Source organism: Brevibacillus agri (genome assembly GCF_004117055.1).
Lineage (GTDB): Bacteria > Bacillota > Bacilli > Brevibacillales > Brevibacillaceae > Brevibacillus > Brevibacillus agri.
This window is the reverse complement of record NZ_CP026363.1, coordinates 5153954-5170116: the sequence shown is the minus strand read 5'-3', so window position 1 is coordinate 5170116 and position 16163 is coordinate 5153954. Positions and strand designations below refer to the sequence as shown.

General features: G+C 55.9%; 14 protein-coding genes. 11 read left to right on the top strand and 3 right to left on the bottom strand.

Annotated elements, in window-relative coordinates; translation table 11 throughout:
* Nucleotides 1-47: 47 nt before the first annotated feature.
* Complete coding sequence (asd, locus tag BA6348_RS25340; protein WP_005836472.1) at nt 48-899, top strand: archaetidylserine decarboxylase; 852 nt, start codon at nt 48-50, stop codon at nt 897-899.
* Nucleotides 900-1013: 114 nt separating this feature from the next.
* Here asd and BA6348_RS25335 read toward each other — a convergent pair whose 3' ends face one another.
* Entirely contained in the window at nt 1014-1307 is a 294-nt protein-coding gene (locus tag BA6348_RS25335; RefSeq protein ID WP_005836470.1) for a hypothetical protein, read from the bottom strand.
* Nucleotides 1308-1632: 325 nt separating this feature from the next.
* On the opposite strand from BA6348_RS25335, the gene gatC reads away from it, so the two are divergent.
* From gatC to gatB, 3 genes are read left to right on the top strand one after another with little or no spacing between them, the layout of a single operon-like run.
* On the top strand, nt 1633-1923 hold the full coding sequence (gene gatC, locus BA6348_RS25330) for an Asp-tRNA(Asn)/Glu-tRNA(Gln) amidotransferase subunit GatC (RefSeq protein WP_005836468.1): 291 nt from the start codon (nt 1633-1635) through the stop codon (nt 1921-1923).
* 33 nt (nt 1924-1956) lie between these two features.
* On the top strand, nt 1957-3429 hold the full coding sequence (gene gatA / locus BA6348_RS25325) for an Asp-tRNA(Asn)/Glu-tRNA(Gln) amidotransferase subunit GatA (RefSeq protein ID WP_007778616.1): 1473 nt from the start codon (nt 1957-1959) through the stop codon (nt 3427-3429).
* Between the two features lie 5 nt (nt 3430-3434).
* Entirely contained in the window at nt 3435-4871 is a 1437-nt protein-coding gene (gatB, locus tag BA6348_RS25320; protein ID WP_005832547.1) for an Asp-tRNA(Asn)/Glu-tRNA(Gln) amidotransferase subunit GatB, read from the top strand.
* Between the two features lie 143 nt (nt 4872-5014).
* Here gatB and BA6348_RS25315 read toward each other — a convergent pair whose 3' ends face one another.
* Nucleotides 5015-6760 (bottom strand): RNA polymerase sigma factor, encoded by a 1746-nt coding sequence (locus BA6348_RS25315; RefSeq protein WP_122953192.1) that lies wholly within the window; start codon nt 6758-6760, stop codon nt 5015-5017.
* A gap of 211 nt (nt 6761-6971) precedes the next feature.
* On the opposite strand from BA6348_RS25315, the gene BA6348_RS25310 reads away from it, so the two are divergent.
* From BA6348_RS25310 to BA6348_RS25290, 5 genes are all read left to right on the top strand, one after another.
* Nucleotides 6972-7325: a hypothetical protein gene (locus tag BA6348_RS25310; protein WP_122953191.1), complete on the top strand. Its 354-nt coding sequence runs from the start codon at nt 6972-6974 to the stop codon at nt 7323-7325.
* Nucleotides 7326-7445: 120 nt separating this feature from the next.
* On the top strand, nt 7446-7913 hold the full coding sequence (locus BA6348_RS25305; protein WP_122953190.1) for a hypothetical protein: 468 nt from the start codon (nt 7446-7448) through the stop codon (nt 7911-7913).
* Between the two features lie 77 nt (nt 7914-7990).
* Nucleotides 7991-8719, top strand: coding sequence for an ABC transporter ATP-binding protein (locus BA6348_RS25300; RefSeq protein ID WP_122953189.1), 729 nt, complete (start codon nt 7991-7993; stop codon nt 8717-8719).
* Nucleotides 8719-9900, top strand: coding sequence for an ABC transporter permease (locus BA6348_RS25295; RefSeq protein ID WP_005832536.1), 1182 nt, complete (start codon nt 8719-8721; stop codon nt 9898-9900). Before BA6348_RS25300 ends, BA6348_RS25295 begins: the two co-directional genes overlap by 1 nt.
* A 69-nt stretch (nt 9901-9969) precedes the next feature.
* A complete protein-coding gene (locus BA6348_RS25290; RefSeq protein ID WP_025847328.1) occupies nt 9970-10893 on the top strand; it encodes a DMT family transporter in 924 nt (307 codons plus the stop codon).
* A gap of 412 nt (nt 10894-11305) precedes the next feature.
* Here BA6348_RS25290 and BA6348_RS25285 read toward each other — a convergent pair whose 3' ends face one another.
* Complete coding sequence (locus BA6348_RS25285) at nt 11306-12277, bottom strand: ROK family glucokinase (protein WP_122953188.1); 972 nt, start codon at nt 12275-12277, stop codon at nt 11306-11308.
* Nucleotides 12278-12418: 141 nt separating this feature from the next.
* Here BA6348_RS25285 and BA6348_RS25280 point away from each other — a divergent pair, with 141 nt between their 5' ends.
* Entirely contained in the window at nt 12419-13309 is an 891-nt protein-coding gene (locus tag BA6348_RS25280) for a diacylglycerol kinase (RefSeq protein WP_005832529.1), read from the top strand.
* Nucleotides 13310-13432: 123 nt separating this feature from the next.
* The gene (gene rlmD / locus BA6348_RS25275; RefSeq protein ID WP_122953187.1) at nt 13433-14884 is read left to right on the top strand and encodes a 23S rRNA (uracil(1939)-C(5))-methyltransferase RlmD; all 1452 of its coding nucleotides are present in this window, start codon (nt 13433-13435) and stop codon (nt 14882-14884) included.
* Nucleotides 14885-16163: the final 1279 nt, after the last annotated feature.

Genomic DNA, 16163 nt, shown 5'->3' with positions numbered 1-16163 from the left:
TATTCGCTACTTGCTGTCTAATCGAAAACGATTAAGGAGTTCCACTTATGCGCAAAAAGCTGCTGCCAGGTCTGATTCATCGACTGCCGCAAAACGCAATGTCACGGACCATGGGCAAAATTACCGCTTCTCGCTTCAGTCGATTAGCGATCCAACACTACATCCGTCACTATAAAATTGATGCCTCCATCATAGAAAAGCCGGTAACGGAATACCGGACGCTCAAGGAATTTTTTACGCGCCGTCTGAAGCCGGGAGCAAGGCCGATCGCTCCCGGCAACGACGTTATCGTCAGCCCGGTAGACGGGACCGTCTCCCAGCTCGGCGACATATGCGAGGGCACGCTGATTCAGGCAAAAGGCAAGGAGTTCAGCGTGACAGAGCTGCTGGGCGGCTCCGAAGAAGAAGCAAAGCGCTACTACGGCGGAAAGTTCATCACGATCTACTTGAGCCCGCGCGACTATCACCGCATCCATATGCCGGTGGCAGGCGAGCTGGTGCGCTACAGCTATTTGCCGGGCCGTCTCTATCCGGTGAACCGGCTCGGGATTGAAAATGTGGACAGACTGTTTGCCCGCAACGAACGGCTTGTCACCTACATCGAGTCGGATGGCCTGGGCGAGATCGCACTGGTAAAAGTCGGCGCCCTGTTCGTCGGCAGCGTCAAAGTCGTGTACAATACCGCCACGACCAATATCAAGCACGGCCGGCAAACAGACGAGCCGATCGAAGGCAAGCCGCACTACGCAAAGGGCGACGAGCTCGGCTGGTTCGAGTTTGGCTCGACCGTCATCCTGCTCCTGGAATCTTCGCAGCTAACATGGGCGGCAGGCGTGGAAAAAGGGAAGTCGCTGCTCATGGGGCAGTTGCTGGCGACGTTGCAAAAGGAACAAGCATAGCGGCTTGTTGCCTGAAAAATAGAAGCCGAATGAAAAAGGAGTCCGCTTTTGGAGAAAAGGGACTCCTTTTTGCTATATATAGATGTTCCGCTGATTGCAGACAAAAAGCTGATTTTAACACTGGGACCGCGTCCCGCCTACTGTCTCGCCTGTATAGGCATCTATGATATGTGTCCCGCTCTCGCAGTTGGTTTCGCGAATGTAACGGATATAATACTGCCCGTTTGCGTATGTGACAGAGGTGATTTTTACCGGGCCAAGAGCGGGGTTTTTGCTCAAAATGGCGGTCAGTACTTGCGTGGCTTCCTCCGGGGTAAGCATTTGCTGCCGGGGGACTGAAAGCAGCAGGTTGGACATGGGAAGCGCATGATGCGTAGAAAGGATGGCAGCCAGCAGCAGCACGATCATTGAGTTCAAGGGCATCCTCCTTATTTTTAGAAATATCCATTTTTTAGGTGCTTGTCTTTCATTATACGCTTCACGCGGTACCGTTCCAAGTCAAGACATTGCCAGGACGATGCCCGGCTCCGAGACATGCCAGGCCGCATGCCAGAGCTGGAGCGATCGGATTCGCTCTTGTTTTCGAAACAGCTTCGCCTCTCAAATCATCCAGCCAATCATTTTTACTCGAAAAAATTTTGTTTCTATGCTGCCGAATCCGCGCGAAAATTGACTGAACCTGCTGTTTTCAAGTAAGATCAAAGTTATGTGATACGATTCGGAGGTGGAAGAGATGAGTGCCATCACTCGCAAAGAAGTAGAGCATGTAGCCAATCTGGCCCGTTTGCAACTGACGGAGGACGAGGCTTTGCAATACACAAAGGACCTGAACGCCATTCTGGAGTTTGCCGCGAAGCTGAACGAGCTCGATACGTCCAACATTGAGCCGACCAGCCACGCGACCGATGTGAAAAACGTGATGCGCGAAGACGTGAACAGACCGTCGCTGCCGCGCGAAGAAGTGCTGAAAAACGCACCGGATCACGAAGACGGGCAATTCAAGGTACCGGCTGTATTCGAATAATCTGTCAGGAGAACGAGAAAGGAGGAACCCACTGTGTCGCTGTTTGACAAGCGATTGTCGGAAATACATAGCGCCTTGCGCGCAAAAGAGCTTTCGGTCACAGACCTGGTGCAGGCTTCCATCGCAAGCATCAAGGAGCACGATGAAAAAATCAAGTCCGTCCTGCACGTGGATGAGGAGGGAGCGCTCGCCCATGCTCGCCAGTTGGACGAGCGTCTGGTTAAGGAGAACGGGGAGCTTGGCCTTCTCTTCGGTCTGCCGGCGGGGCTCAAGGACAACCTGATTACAAAAGACGTACGGACGACCTGCGCCAGCAAATTTTTGGCGAACTACGATCCTGTCCATGACGGAACTGCTTCGAAAAAGGTGAAGGAAGCGGACGCCGTGATCGTGGCGAAGCTGAACATGGACGAGTTCGCCATGGGCGGCTCCAATGAAAACTCCGGTTTCTTCCCGGCCAAAAACCCGTGGAACACCGATTACGTGCCAGGCGGCTCGTCCGGCGGTTCTGCCGCAGCGATGGCTGCCCGTCACTTCTATTTCACGCTCGGCTCGGATACGGGCGGCTCCATTCGCCAGCCTGCCGCTTTTTGCGGTGTCGTCGGTCTGAAGCCTACGTACGGCCGCGTGTCCCGCTTCGGTCTGGTGGCTTTCGCTTCTTCTCTCGACCAGATCGGACCTGTGACCAAGAGCGTAGAAGACGCAGCATACGTGCTGCAAGCGATTGCCGGACATGACGAGTTCGACTCCACCTCTGCCAATGTGGAAGTGCCGGATTACCTCTCCGCGCTCACTGGCGATGTCAAAGGTCTGCGCATTGGAGTGCCAAAAGAGCTGATCGGCGAAGGCATTGATGCCGAGGTGCGCGAGGCTGTGCTCGCCGCCTTGAAGCAGCTTGAGAGCATGGGCGCAACTTGGAGCGAAGTCTCCATGCCGCATACCGAATACGCGGTTCCCGCCTACTACCTGCTGTCTTCCTCGGAAGCATCGTCCAACCTGGCCCGCTTCGACGGCGTGCGCTACGGCGTGCGCGCAGACAATGCGTCCAACTTGATCGAGCTGTACAAGGAATCGCGCAGCCAAGGCTTCGGACCGGAAGTGAAACGCCGGATCATGCTCGGAACCTATGCGCTTTCGTCCGGCTACTACGACGCCTACTACAAAAAAGCGCAGCAGGTGCGCACGCTGATTATCCAGGACTTCAACAACATTTTCGCCGACTTCGATGTCATTTTGCATCCGACTACGCCGTCGACCGCGTTCAAGATCGGCGAAAACGTCAACGATCCGGTCAAAATGTATCTGGAAGATATTTGCACCGTGCCTGTCAACCTGGCAGGGCTGCCAGCGATCAGCGTACCGTGCGGCTTCGCCCAAAACGGTTTGCCGATCGGCTTGCAGATCGTCGGGCGCGCGTTTGACGAATCCACCGTATTGCGCGTAGCACATGCCTACGAGCAGGCAACAGGCTACAGCAAGCGCAAGCCGGAATGGGTGAGGGGGTAAGAGGCATGAGCAAGTACGAAACCGTCATCGGCCTGGAGGTCCACGCCGAGCTTTCGACCAAGAGCAAAATTTTCTGCGGCTGCCCGACTGAGTTCGGCGCGCCACCGAATACACATACATGCCCGATTTGTCTGGGACATCCGGGCGTGCTTCCCGTAACGAACAAGCAAGCGGTAGAGTTTGCGATGAAAGCAGCGCTCGCGCTCAACTGCGAGATTTCCCGCGAGACGAAATTCGACCGCAAAAACTACTTTTACCCGGATTCGCCAAAAGCGTACCAAATCTCCCAGTACGACCAGCCGATCGGCTACAACGGCTGGATCGACATTGAGGTCAACGGGGAGACGAAGCGCATCGGGATCACCCGCCTCCACCTGGAGGAAGACGCGGGCAAGCTGACGCACAGCGACTTCGGTGGAGAATCGCTCGTAGACTTCAACCGCGTGGGCGTACCGCTCATCGAGATCGTGTCCGAGCCGGACATCCGCTCGCCGGAAGAAGCACGCGCCTATCTGGAAAAGCTGAAAGCGATCATCCAGTACACCGAAGTATCCGACGTGCGCATGGAGCAAGGCTCGCTGCGCTGCGATGCCAACGTGTCGATTCGTCCATATGGGCAAAAAGAGTTCGGCACCAAGACCGAGCTGAAAAATATGAACTCTTTCCGCAACGTGCAAATGGGGCTGGAATACGAAGTTCAGCGCCAGACAGAGGTGTTGAACTCCGGCGGTACGATCGTGCAGGAAACCCGCCGCTGGGATGAGGCGAACAAAAAGACGGTCAGCATGCGCTCCAAAGAAGAGGCGCACGACTATCGGTACTTCCCGGACCCTGACCTGGTGCGTATGCAAATCTCCGAAGAGTGGATTGAAGCGGTCCGCGCCACGATTCCGGAGCTGCCGGATGCCCGCAAGGCTCGCTACGTCAACGAGTTCGGCCTGTCGCAGGCAGATGCGGAGGTCATCACCATTTCCAAGGAAACGGCGGATTTCTTCGACGAAACCGTCAAGACAGGCGCAGATGCGAAAGCAGTCGCCAACTGGCTGATGGTAGACCTGCTCGCCCATCTGAACGCCAACAACCTGACGTTTGCCGATGTGAAAATGACGCCGCAGGGCTTGGGTGACATGATTAAGCTGATCGCAGACGGCACGATCTCCTCGAAAATCGCCAAAACCGTCTTCAAGGAGATGGTGGAGACCGGAAAAGATCCGAAGAAGATCGTCGAGGAAAAAGGACTGGTGCAAATCAGCGACGAGGGCGCCCTGCGCCAAATCGTCATCGACGCCGTCAATGCCAACCCGCAGGCAGTAGCGGACTACAAGGCCGGAAACGAAAAAGCAGCCGCTTTCTTCGTCGGCCAGGTCATGAAGCAAACCAAAGGCAAAGCAAACCCGCCGTTGGTGAACAAGCTGATTCAGGAAGTATTGAGCAGCCTGTAAGGCACAACAACAAGCAGCACTTTCCGACCAGGGAAAGTGCTGTTTCTTTTGGCAAGAGAGAGGCACAAAGCAGAAGAGGGGGACATGGCGAGGAACGGCATTGGCAGCAAGTGCCAATGGCTTTGAAGCGGTTTGACGCGCATCTAGTTGGCGGCGAGAGCAGTTTGCAGTTTTTTCAGCAAGGAGACAGCCTGAATTTCGTTTTGCTCGATGGCCTGCAAAAGCTGTACAGCTTTTTTGCCTGGCTCGTCTGCATTTGGTTCGCCGCCAGCCGGGAAAGGAAACAGTCTGGTCAGCTTGCCGAAGTCGTCCGCGATAGCGGCGTAAAGCGCGGCTGCTTCCTTGAGCAGCGGGCGCGCTTCATCCAGCGAAGGGTCAGTCCACGTGTCGGCGATTTCCGTAAAGAACCGGTAGGCGTTGCAGCGGGCGTCGTGTGCGACCGCTGTGGTGTAGGCGTTTCCGTTTGGCTCGATGGTTCCTTTGGCAAAAGCCGCCTGCCAGGCAGGATAGGCAGCCAGGCCGTAGATGAAGTTGGCGTTTTGCCCTTCCTGGCCGCGGTAATGCGCCAGGGCTGAATCCAGAGCGTTAGCCAGCATCGTGCGCTGGTCGATGGGGAGCGTCTCTTCGATGGCGAGTACAAACAGCTCTGCCACCAGTCCGCGCCCCAGATGCTCATACGGCACCGTGCCGTCGTTACCGCAGTTGTCTCCGGCGTGCAGCAGCTTGGCTTCATCCTCGTAACCGTAGATCAGGCCAAATTCAGGCATGAACAAGTCCCAGGCGAGCACCGGATTTCCTTTGTCAACCGCGTGGTGAATCAGCTCCAGTGCCTGAGGCAGCAGGGCAGGAAGCTGCCGCTTTTCGCGCGCGGCAGGGCTGAGCAGCGCGGGATCGACCTGGTTCGCATTCGGGCCAGGCGTGCCGTCCAACTGCTCCTGGCAGACGGAACGAGGCTTGAAGCCCATGTTCCGCAAGCCTTGCTCCAGAACGGGCTGGAAGTAAAACATGGTTGGCCCCGCAATATGAATGCTCTCTGGAACGATCGTCAGGCGGAAGGCGTGCCCGCTCAAACCGAGAACCAGCGGCAGGGACAGCTTTCGTTCCGTACACTCGACTAATCCGTGCAACGCTGCCCCGCATGTAATCCATGTTTTCAGCTTCATGGCTTCCGGCTTTTTCAAAACGACTTTTTTCATAATTCCCGCATCCTTTCGCATTTGCACATAGTGGTCAACAACGAGGCGAATTTTTTCCTGCACGAGCTTTTTGCGTGAGCGAGACAGCACCTGGTACACATTTGCCTGGGTCATCTCGAACATGCGCGCAATCTCGTGAGGGGCCAGATGGTCAAAAAAGTGAGATTCGACGATCCGCCGTTCGCGCGGGCTGAGGCAGTGCAGCAAGCTTTTGATCGTCGTAAACAGCTCGCGGCGCATCAAGACCTCCTCGGGGTTGCCGTTGCTCTCGGCTGCGGTCGACCAGCTACGGCCAAGCCTGTGCAAAATGCTGTCGAGATCCTCCCAGTCGGTCGGCTCTGCCTCACCCGTTTGCCTGGTTAGCCCGGAAAAGACCTGCTCCCGTGCTTGCGGTCCCTTTTTCAGACGCGTGTACGCCTGATTGCGCACAATCCGGTGCAGCCAGGGCAGGAAGCGGCGGCTGTCGACCAGCGTACCCAGGTGGAGGAAGGCGCGAATGAGCGCGTCCTGGACGATGTCTTCCGCGAGATAGGCTTCCTGGGTGTACGAACGGGCGTAGCCGTACACTTTGGAGCGGTGGCGTCTGACCAGCTCGCCAAACGCCTCCTGATCTCCGGCTTTTGCCCGTTCTACCAAAGTCTCGTCCTGCTCCTCTTCTCTTTGACTGGCAGGCTTGATAACCAAATGATCCATTGCCAAAACTCCTCGTTGTTAGTTGACTTACTGCATAGACTACCGGGCGCAGGATTTTCTGACAGATGCGTAAAAACTTTTTGTAAAAAATTTATTTGCAAGCGGCGGACATAGACTCCGGCCTGATTTGCTGCGGGTTGGCCGGATTTGTAAGAAATTCCACTCTACCCTATAATGAACATACACGAACAAAAAGGGGGAAGGAAAGTACATGAAGCTGATTTCTGTCACAGGAGAGAGTGTAGCGCCGGGCAAGGGCGGCTCGCCATCCGATACATTTGACCGTTCGATTGCGACGTGGGAAGACAATGGGCAGCAAAAAACGGTGACCGTGACCTACTGTCGCTACTTCGGCAAAGTGTTGGCCGAGCGGGGCATCTACGACCAGGAGGCGGAAGGGATTCCGGTCACGCATCTGGTCGCTCCGCTGTTTGAAGAAAAGTACCCCGGGCAAAAAGAAACGCGTCACTACATTAACGATACGGAAAGCTTTGTGGCCCTGTTTGAAGGCTTTTCCCTGCCCAAATGGAAGGAACGCTACGCGAGTGCCCTGACCTCGACATGAGGAGAGCGCAGCTATAGCGCCCGTGTGTAAAAGTCAAAAGATTCTGAGCCAGCATCAGACACATAGCTCAAACTTTGCGGAGGGCATGCTAAGGACAACCATTTACTGGAGATGATTAGCATGCTTTCTGTATGGATGACGCTTCTGCTCATGGCTTCCGCCAGCCCGGCAGGCTCGCTTGGCGCAGCATCGCCGCAGGCCACTGTGATCGCTTCGCCTGCGGCGGTTCAGGAGTTCGACGCTTTTTTGCAAGATTGGAGGGGCGGGCTTGCGCTTGCTTCGCTGCGCCATCCGCTGTTTGACCTGACAAGGGTATCCGGCGGCGTCAGCGGAGCTGTGAATACGATCGTGTTTTCCGGGGAGGCGCACGGTGCCGCAGGGGAAATCTCGCTCGTGTTTTATTCGCTGGACGGAGACAGGATATACTCTCCGCCGGGCACAGTGACTGTCGCGCGCGTCGATGACAGGCACAGGCAGTTCCACGTGGCGGCGGCGATACCGCGAGTGCTGCAAGGCCGCACAGGGGTTGTACAGGTGACGTTTTCCGGGGAGAAAAGAGCTTCCTATTTGCTGAAAGTCCGATTTTGACGGCGGGACGCCAGGCGTCATCTGCTGTGGGGCGGCTGGCCGTTCGGTTCGAAGGGAGAAGGAGAGGAGGGCTGCTGTTGATTGAGGTAAAAGCAGTCAGCAAACAGTTCGGGACGATCACAGCGGTCCGCGATTTGACGTTTCGCGTGGAAGAGGGCGAGGTGTACGGCCTGTTGGGCGAAAACGGCGCCGGGAAGACGACGACGATGCGCATGATGGCGACGATTCTCGCGCCGACTGCGGGAGACATCGAGATCAGCGGATTTTCGGTGCGGCACGAGCCTTTGGAGGTGCGGCGCAGAATCGGCATCCTGTTTGGCGGGGAAGTCGGCTTGTACAGTCGGCTGACAGCCAGGGAAAACATCGCCTACTTCGGTAGCCTCTATGGCTTGCCGCCGTCGCGGGTGCAGGAGCGGATCGACAGCCTGAGCCGCATTTTGGAGATGGAGCCGTTTATCGACAGGCGCGTCGGCGCTTTTTCCCGGGGAATGAAGCAAAAAGTGGCAATCGCCCGCACGCTTGTCCACGATCCTGACGTCATTTTGCTGGATGAGCCGACGACAGGGCTCGACGTGACGGCTGCTACCATTTTTCGCCGGATGGTGACAAGGCTGCAGGAGGAAGGCAAGACGATCCTGTTTTCCAGCCACAACATGGGCGAAATCAACAAGCTGTGCAAGCGGGTGGCTCTGATCCACAAAGGCCGGCTGCGCTTTTCCGGGGGATTGGACGCCTTGCGCAAGCAGTTTGGGACTGACGATCTGGACGACATCTTCATGGCGGTTGTGGAAGGGGGCGAGCACTGATGGACTGGCAAATCATCTGGACCGTTTTCAAAAAGGAGCTGCTCGACCTGTTTCGCGACCGGAAGGCGTGGCTGGGGACGTTTCTCGTGCCCTTGGTGATTATCCCGTTTGTGTTTTTTTTATTGGGCAACTCCTACAGCAACGTGGAAAAGGAAGCGCGGGAATACGTGCCGCTGGCTGTTCACGGCTCCTCCAAGCTGATTAAGTCCCTGCAAGAAAACCAAGGGGTCAAAATTCTTCAGCCGCCTGATCCCGAGCAAGCGCTGCAGGCGGGGCAACTGCGCGCGATCATTACGATCCCGGAATCGTTTGACGAGCAGATTCAGGCGGGGAAAACGGCCACACTGCACGTCGCTTTTGACTCGACCAATTCCAAGTCAGTCTACGCCCGCGATCTGATCGAGCGGACCGTAGAGGCGTACAGCAAGGAGATTGTGGCGAAGCGGCTCAAGCAGGCAGGCTTGTCCGAGCAGACGATTCAGCCGATCGCGCCTGACTTTCAAAACGTAGCGTCGGAAGAAAGGCAGTCGGGCGGGATGCTCGCAGGCATCATTCCGCTCATGCTCGTCGTGTCGCTCGCCTCTGGAGGAATCGCCTCCGCCAACGACCTCGTCGCGGGGGAAAAAGAGCGAGGGACGCTGGAGTCGCTTCTGACGGCGCCGATTGCCGCCAACCACATTCTGACGGCGAAGCTTTTGGCGGTCATGGTGATGAGTATCATGAGTGCGGGAGCCTCGCTCATCTCGGTATCGCTGGTGATGAGCATGGGGCCGTTTGGAGGGGCAGGCGACCATTTTTCGCTCGCGTTTTTCTCGCCTGTTACCTTGCTCGTGCTGATCGTCGTCATCCTGCTCATGGCGGCGACGTTTGCCGGACTGGAGCTGATGCTCAGCACGATTGCAAAGTCTTTTAAAGAAGGACAGACGTACATGAGCGGAGTCATTTTCCTGGCGATGGTGCCGTCGTACATGCTGATGCCGCAAAGCCCGGTGGACATCGCGGAGCATTACTACGCGCTGCCCGTGTTCAATGGCGTGGCGCTGTGCAAGGAAGTGTTTTACGGCAAGGTCGACCCGCTGCATGCGCTGGTCGGCATCGGTTCTTCGCTGGTGTACGTGGCGATCACGATTTTTTTCGCCTCGCGACTGTTCCGCAGAGAAGGGGCTGGATTGAAAAACTGATCGGGAGGGAGTAAATCCAGGCTGTCTGTTGCCCATGTCGCTGCCATTGTGAGAAGGCTGGTGAATGTCGTGAATCCGCTGTACATCGGTGTGCTGTACGTGCTTGCTTCGGCTGCGGGCTTTGGCGTCATGTCCATTTTTGCCGTGTATGCCTATGGAGCAGGCGTTTCGGTATCTACGCTCTTGTTTTTGCGCTTTTTGTTTGCTGCTGTGCTGTTTTTCGGCCTCTTGGCCTGGCGCAAGGATTCGCTGCGGCTCAATCGTCGCCAGGTGCTCGCCCTGTTTTTTCTGGGCGGCATTTTGTACACGCTGCAATCACTCAGCTTTTTTTCCGCAGTTCAGTACATTCCGACCTCGATGGCGGCGTTGCTGCTGTACACGTTTCCCGTGTTTGTGGCGGTCCTGAGCTATTTTGTGGAAAAAGAGCCGCTGACGAAAAAGACCGTTTTCGCCATGCTGCTGTCTTTGCTGGGCCTGGGGCTGGTGCTTGGGCTGTCGTTTGGCGGCATTCAGCCGCTCGGAGTCGTGTTGGCGCTCGCGGCAGCGCTGTTTTACTCGGTGTACATCATCGTGGGCAACCGGGTCGTAAAAGGTTTGTCCCCGTATGTGACGTCGGGTTACATCTCGTTGTTTGCAGCCGCGTCGACCTTTTTGATCGCGCAAAAAGAAGGAGGCGTCGACCTGGCCTTTGCTCTGGCGGGCTGGTGGGCCTTGGGCGGGATCGTCGTTTTTTCTACAGTCATGGCGATCAGCTTTTTCTTCCGCGGCCTACAGTTGACCGGCTCGACCAAAGCTTCCGTACTGAGTACGTTCGAGCCAGTCGTGACGATTGTGTTCTCAGCCCTGCTGTTTGGCGAAGCGTTCAGCCTGCTCCAACTGCTCGGCGGCTGCGCGGTGCTGGCGGGCGCGGCCCTGATCGTCGCGGGCAAGGAGCCGAAGCCAGGTCGGGCGGAGGAAGGGGAAGCGTCTGCGGCGCGGGTGATTGAATCGTAGAGGAAAAAGCGCTTCTGGGCGGCGGTAGTGACGGTGCTGGCAGGAGCGGAGTTGATCGTCGCGGGCAAGGAACCGAAGCCAGATCGGGCGGAGGAAGGGAAGCGTATGTGGCGCGGGTGATTGAATCGTAGAGAAAAAGCGCTTCTGTGCGGCGGCATTGAGGCTGCTGGCAGGAGCGCTTTTTTGTATCGTTTATCGTATCGGAAAAGAACTGGGCCGTAGCTTATGGATTTCTTAGCGTGAGCGAATGAAAAAGCAGAAGTTCCGTTGCCCTTGCCGTCGGCAGCAAGCTTTTTGCAAGCAAACAGCCTGCCAAAACGCGCTCATTTTGCCGTTCCTGTCTCGGTAAATGTGTTTCTCCGCTTGTTTGGAGAAGCCCTCAAATCGCGAGGCGGCAACAGAAAAATGACGGCTACTCTTCCATCTGCGAGCGGATCAGCCAGCCCGCTCCGTACACGCCTGCGTCGTTGCCCAGTGTGGCAGCCACAATCTTGGTTGTTTCCACGACGTAAGCGAACGGAACAAACCGGGCAAACGCATCGCGAATGCGGGAAAAGAGGAAGTCGCCTGCCGCCGCCACGCCGCCCCCGATGACAAACTTGGCCGGGTTCAGCACAATCGCCAGATGCGAGAGGGCAAGGCCCAGGTAGAGCGCCACCTGGTCGGCGATGGCAAGAGCAGCGACGTCGCCTGCTACGGCTGCTTCGAACACGTCCTTTGCCCCGAGCTTGCCTTTTTCGGCCAGCACGGAAGCGAGGTACGGGCTCGTTCCGTTTTCGGCAGCGAGGTGCCCTTCGCGGATAATGGCGGTGGCGGAGGTGTACGTTTCCAGACAGCCTGTTTTGCCGCAATTGCAGAGAGCGCCGCTGTCTGGCGTCATGGTGATGTGCCCGATTTCGCCGCCGACTCCGTTCATGCCGTGAACGACTTTTCCGTTCAGGATGACGCCGCCGCCGACTCCTGTGCCAATCGTAATCAGCACGAGGTCTTGTGCGCCTTGGCCTGCGCCCTGCCACATTTCGCCCAGTGCCGCCGCATTGGCGTCGTTGTCGACTGCGACTGGCCGCCCTGTAAGTGCTTCCAGCTTTTGCTTCAATAAGACAGGCTTGGTCCAGTGCAGGTTGACGGCTTGCATGACGATTCCGTTTTGGGCATCAATAGGTCCGGGGATTCCTACGCCGATTCCGCTCACTTGCTCCGGCGCATAGCCGTGTTTGTGCAGAAGAACGCGGGTCATCTCCGCGATTTTTCGCAGTACGCCATCTTCTCCATCTGCGACAGGTGTCGGCTCGTGCGTTTTCGCTACCAGCTCACCATCCGGGGTAATCAACGCCATTTTGATTGCCGTTCCGCCCACGTCAACACCAACGATGATTTTGTTCACAACTGTCCCCTCGCTCTCCTTTTTGCCATCTTTTTCTATATTATCACGCTGTTACCCGCATAGCGATTCCCAAAAATGGCTATACAGGATATGATGGAAGGAAGTACACCCGTGAGCGAGGGAAGGAAGAAGGGATCTGCCTTGAAACGAGCCAGATTGATCTACAATCCGAGCTCCGGCCGGGAAATCGTGCGGCGACGATTGCCGGATATTCTCGATTTGATGGAATCGGCCGGATACGAAACCTCCTGCCATGCAACCAGAGGGGAAGATGATGCGACCGAGGAAGCTGCCCGCGCCGTGGCCCGCGGCTTCGACGTCATCCTGGCTGCTGGCGGAGACGGAACCATATACGAAGTTGTGAACGGGATGGCGGAGCAAAAAGCACGCCCCACCCTTGGAATTATTCCCTGCGGAACCAGCAACGATTTTGCCCGGGCGGTAGGCATACCGAAGTCGATCACGCGCGCCACGGAAATCATCGCCAAAGGCAAGAAGAAGCGCATCGACCTGGGCCGGATCAACAACCGTTATTTCATGAATATTGCGGGAGGCGGCTCCCTCACCAACCTGACCTATGAGGTCCCGAGCAAGCTGAAAACGCTGCTGGGCCAGATGGCGTACTACGTCAAAGGGTTGGAGAAGCTGCCCTCCCTGCACCCGATCCGGGTCCGCCTGGAAAATCGCAAGGAAGTGCTGCTGGACGAGGAGATCATGGTGTTTCTCATCGCCAACAGCCATGCGGTCGGCGGCTTCGACAAGCTCGCCCCGGAGGCCGATTTGTCAGACGGCAAGCTGGATGTCATCGTCGTGAAAAAGACGAACATCGCCGAATTTATCCGACTCGCGACACAAGCGGTTCGCGGCGAGCATTTGCGCGACCCTAACATCCTGTATTTCCAGGCAGACTACATCAAAGCGACCTCTCCCACAGGCGAGGTGGTCCAGCTCAATCTGGACGGCGAGCTCGGCGGACAGTTGCCGTGCGTCGTGGAAGCTTTGCCAGGACATATCGAGTTGTTCGTCCCGTAGGAAGATAGTAAAATGAATAGCAATAGCCGTAGGGATGCCGCGTTCGCTGTGCATCCCTGCCTGCTTCCTTGAGCAAAAAGCAGCCGGGAAGCCAGAGCGCAAGACAAAAGGAGCAAACGAAACGTGGCAAAAACAACAAAAAAGCGGCGCGGACCGCAGCAGACCGCCAAGGTGGAGCTGGACGTCCCGGTACGTGTCGGCCAAACCGTGGAAGTGGAGATAACCGGACTGAACCACGAGGGCGCTGGAGTCGGCCGGATTGAAGGATATACGCTGTTCGTAGACGGCGCACTCGCAGGCGAGCGAGTCCACGCGCGCGTCGACCATGTCAAAAAGAACTTCGGCTTCGCCAAGCTGACGAAAGTGGTGGAAGCCAGCACATACCGCGCGCACCCACCCTGTCCGCTGTACGACCGCTGCGGCGGCTGTTCGCTGCAGCACCTCGCCTACGAGGAACAACTGCGGCACAAACAGCAAATCGTCCGCGACAACCTGCGCCGCATCGGCGGCTTTCAGGTGGAGGGAGAAGGAGCAATCACGGTGCACCCGACGCTCGGCATGAGCGATCCATGGCGCTACCGCAACAAGGCACAGGTGCCAATCGGCGAGGAAAACGGCGCCTTGGTTGGCGGCTTTTACGCGGAAAAATCCCACTCCATCATCGACATGAACGAATGCCTCATCCAGCACCAAAAGAACGACGAGGCGGTCGCCACCGTGAAGAGAGCCGCTGCTGCTCTCGGCATCAAGCCGTACGACGAAGTGCGCGGCACAGGCTTGCTGCGCCACGTAGTCGTCAAGGTGGGGGTAAAGACGGGCGAAGTCATGGTCGTGCTCGTGACGACCGCGGAGGCGATTCCGCAGCGAGACAAGCTCGTGGAAGCGATCCGCACCGAGGTGGCGGGCGTCGCTAGCATCGTGCAAAACATCAACCCGGACAAGACCAACGTCATTTTCGGCAAAAAGACTGTGACACTCTGGGGCAGCGACGTCATTTACGATTACATCGGCCCGATCAAATTCGCGATCTCGGCGCGGTCGTTCTACCAGGTCAACCCGGCACAGACGGAAGTGCTGTACAACAAAACGTTGGAGTACGCCGGCGCGACAGGGACGGAAACGGTCATCGACGCCTATTGCGGCATCGGCACGATCTCGCTGTTTTTGGCGCAGAAGTCGAAGCATGTGTACGGCGTGGAGATCGTCCCGGAAGCGATCGCGGATGCGAACCGCAACGCCCGGTTGAACGGCGTGAAAAACGCGACATTCGAGGCAGGCCCGGCAGAGGTCGTAATTCCGGCGTGGAAGGAGCAGGGGATCCGCGCCGATGTGATCGTGGTCGACCCGCCGCGCAAGGGCTGCGATGAGGCGCTGTTGACGACAATTTTGGAAATGCAGCCGGAGCGCGTGGTGTACGTGTCGTGTAACCCGTCGACGCTGGCAAGGGATTTGAAGGTATTGGCGGAGCGGTATGAGGTGAAGGAAGTGCAGCCGGTGGATATGTTTCCGCATACGGGGCATGTGGAGTGTGTAATATTGATGAATCTAAAGGGTTGTAACAAGCAATTTCAGTGATCTCAAAGCATAAACAGTCGTACGAAAGCTTAAATAGTCGTGCCACCAGCCGAGCGAGATGCGGGTATCCACTCCTGTTTTTCCTCGGCTTTTTTCGTAAATCAGGGGAGAGGATTTATTATGAGGGGAGAAGAAGGAAAGCCTTGTGGGGCAAGGACTTCGAACATTTTTCTCCTGTTTTTTCTCGATCATTTTCTCCGATAATCTTTGGTCCTATCCCCAGGCTCTTCCTGTTTTTTCCCCTGCTCTTCGTTCGACTTTAATTGCTTTTTTGCCCCCGATTTTGCTCGTCCTGAACTCGATTTTTACTCGTTTCTTATCACGACATTAATTGCAGGAAAAAATTGGGATGATGGAGGAGAAAAGGCTGAGAAGCCTTGGGGCTGTAAGCGGGAGTGGCAGTGGGGGAGATGGGCGGGGCGTAAGATGACTATTTTTGCTTTTGACATAGTAGGGATTGTAAAAGCAAATTTTGGACTTGAACGAGTCTGGTTGCAATGGGGAAAGGGTTGCTTCCTTACGGAAGCAGAGAGGGCGAAGTGAACAATTATGCTCCTCTTCAGCGAGTGTAGCCTCAATAAAGTAAACTGATAAGCGAGCGGCGGATCGAGACACTACATAGCTCCACTTATAAAACTCTCACTACGCCCGTCATTTGCTCCTGTATGCCTCTCAAGTAACTCGGAAAGGCACACAACAATCGCTTTTCTCAAGCCGCCACAATGCCCTTTTCAATCGTTTCTCGATTATTCAAGCCTCAATGCTTGACTCTATATTTCCCCTGCTCTGAACACATTGGTGATGCCGCAAAATCACTGGTCTGATGAAGAAGGCTCATGATGGTGTTTCAGCAACTTTCGGAATACATAATTCCTTTATATAGCGATAAAAGTGTTGCTCGGTGGAATCCGCTTGACATCGCACAAAGCAGTGCCACAATATCGCTGGGGTTCATCATCATTGAAGATATTGATCCAAAATCTAATCGGTTGCAATGTCGCCAGATGGGATTGCAAAACCATTGCGTAATGGAATTCACTAAACGCCTTCGCTGAAAATCATTGGTGATACAGCAGAATCACTGGTCTATTGAAAAAACATAAAGGGGAGTTTGCAACTTTCGGAATACATATACCTTTATATTAGCGATCAAAAGTTTCGCTTGGTGGAATCGCATCACAAATCGCAAAGGAATGTCGCAATATCGCTGAGTTTTAGCAACCTGGAGAGTATTGATCCAGTAACTAATGGGCTTCAATGTCGTAAAGTGAAGTTGGCA

What these genes read in the sequence shown, in the direction of transcription:
- BA6348_RS25315 (WP_122953192.1), bottom strand. Translation starts at nt 6,760, where the DNA reads ATGGATCATTTGGTTATCAAGCCTGCCAGTCAAAGAGAAGAGGAGCAG.
- BA6348_RS25310 (WP_122953191.1), top strand. Translation starts at nt 6,972, where the DNA reads ATGAAGCTGATTTCTGTCACAGGAGAGAGTGTAGCGCCGGGCAAGGGC.
- BA6348_RS25295 (WP_005832536.1), top strand. Translation starts at nt 8,719, where the DNA reads ATGGACTGGCAAATCATCTGGACCGTTTTCAAAAAGGAGCTGCTCGAC.
- asd (WP_005836472.1), top strand. Translation starts at nt 48, where the DNA reads ATGCGCAAAAAGCTGCTGCCAGGTCTGATTCATCGACTGCCGCAAAAC.
- BA6348_RS25305 (WP_122953190.1), top strand. Translation starts at nt 7,446, where the DNA reads ATGCTTTCTGTATGGATGACGCTTCTGCTCATGGCTTCCGCCAGCCCG.
- BA6348_RS25335 (WP_005836470.1), bottom strand. Translation starts at nt 1,307, where the DNA reads ATGATCGTGCTGCTGCTGGCTGCCATCCTTTCTACGCATCATGCGCTT.
- gatB (WP_005832547.1), top strand. Translation starts at nt 3,435, where the DNA reads ATGAGCAAGTACGAAACCGTCATCGGCCTGGAGGTCCACGCCGAGCTT.
- gatC (WP_005836468.1), top strand. Translation starts at nt 1,633, where the DNA reads ATGAGTGCCATCACTCGCAAAGAAGTAGAGCATGTAGCCAATCTGGCC.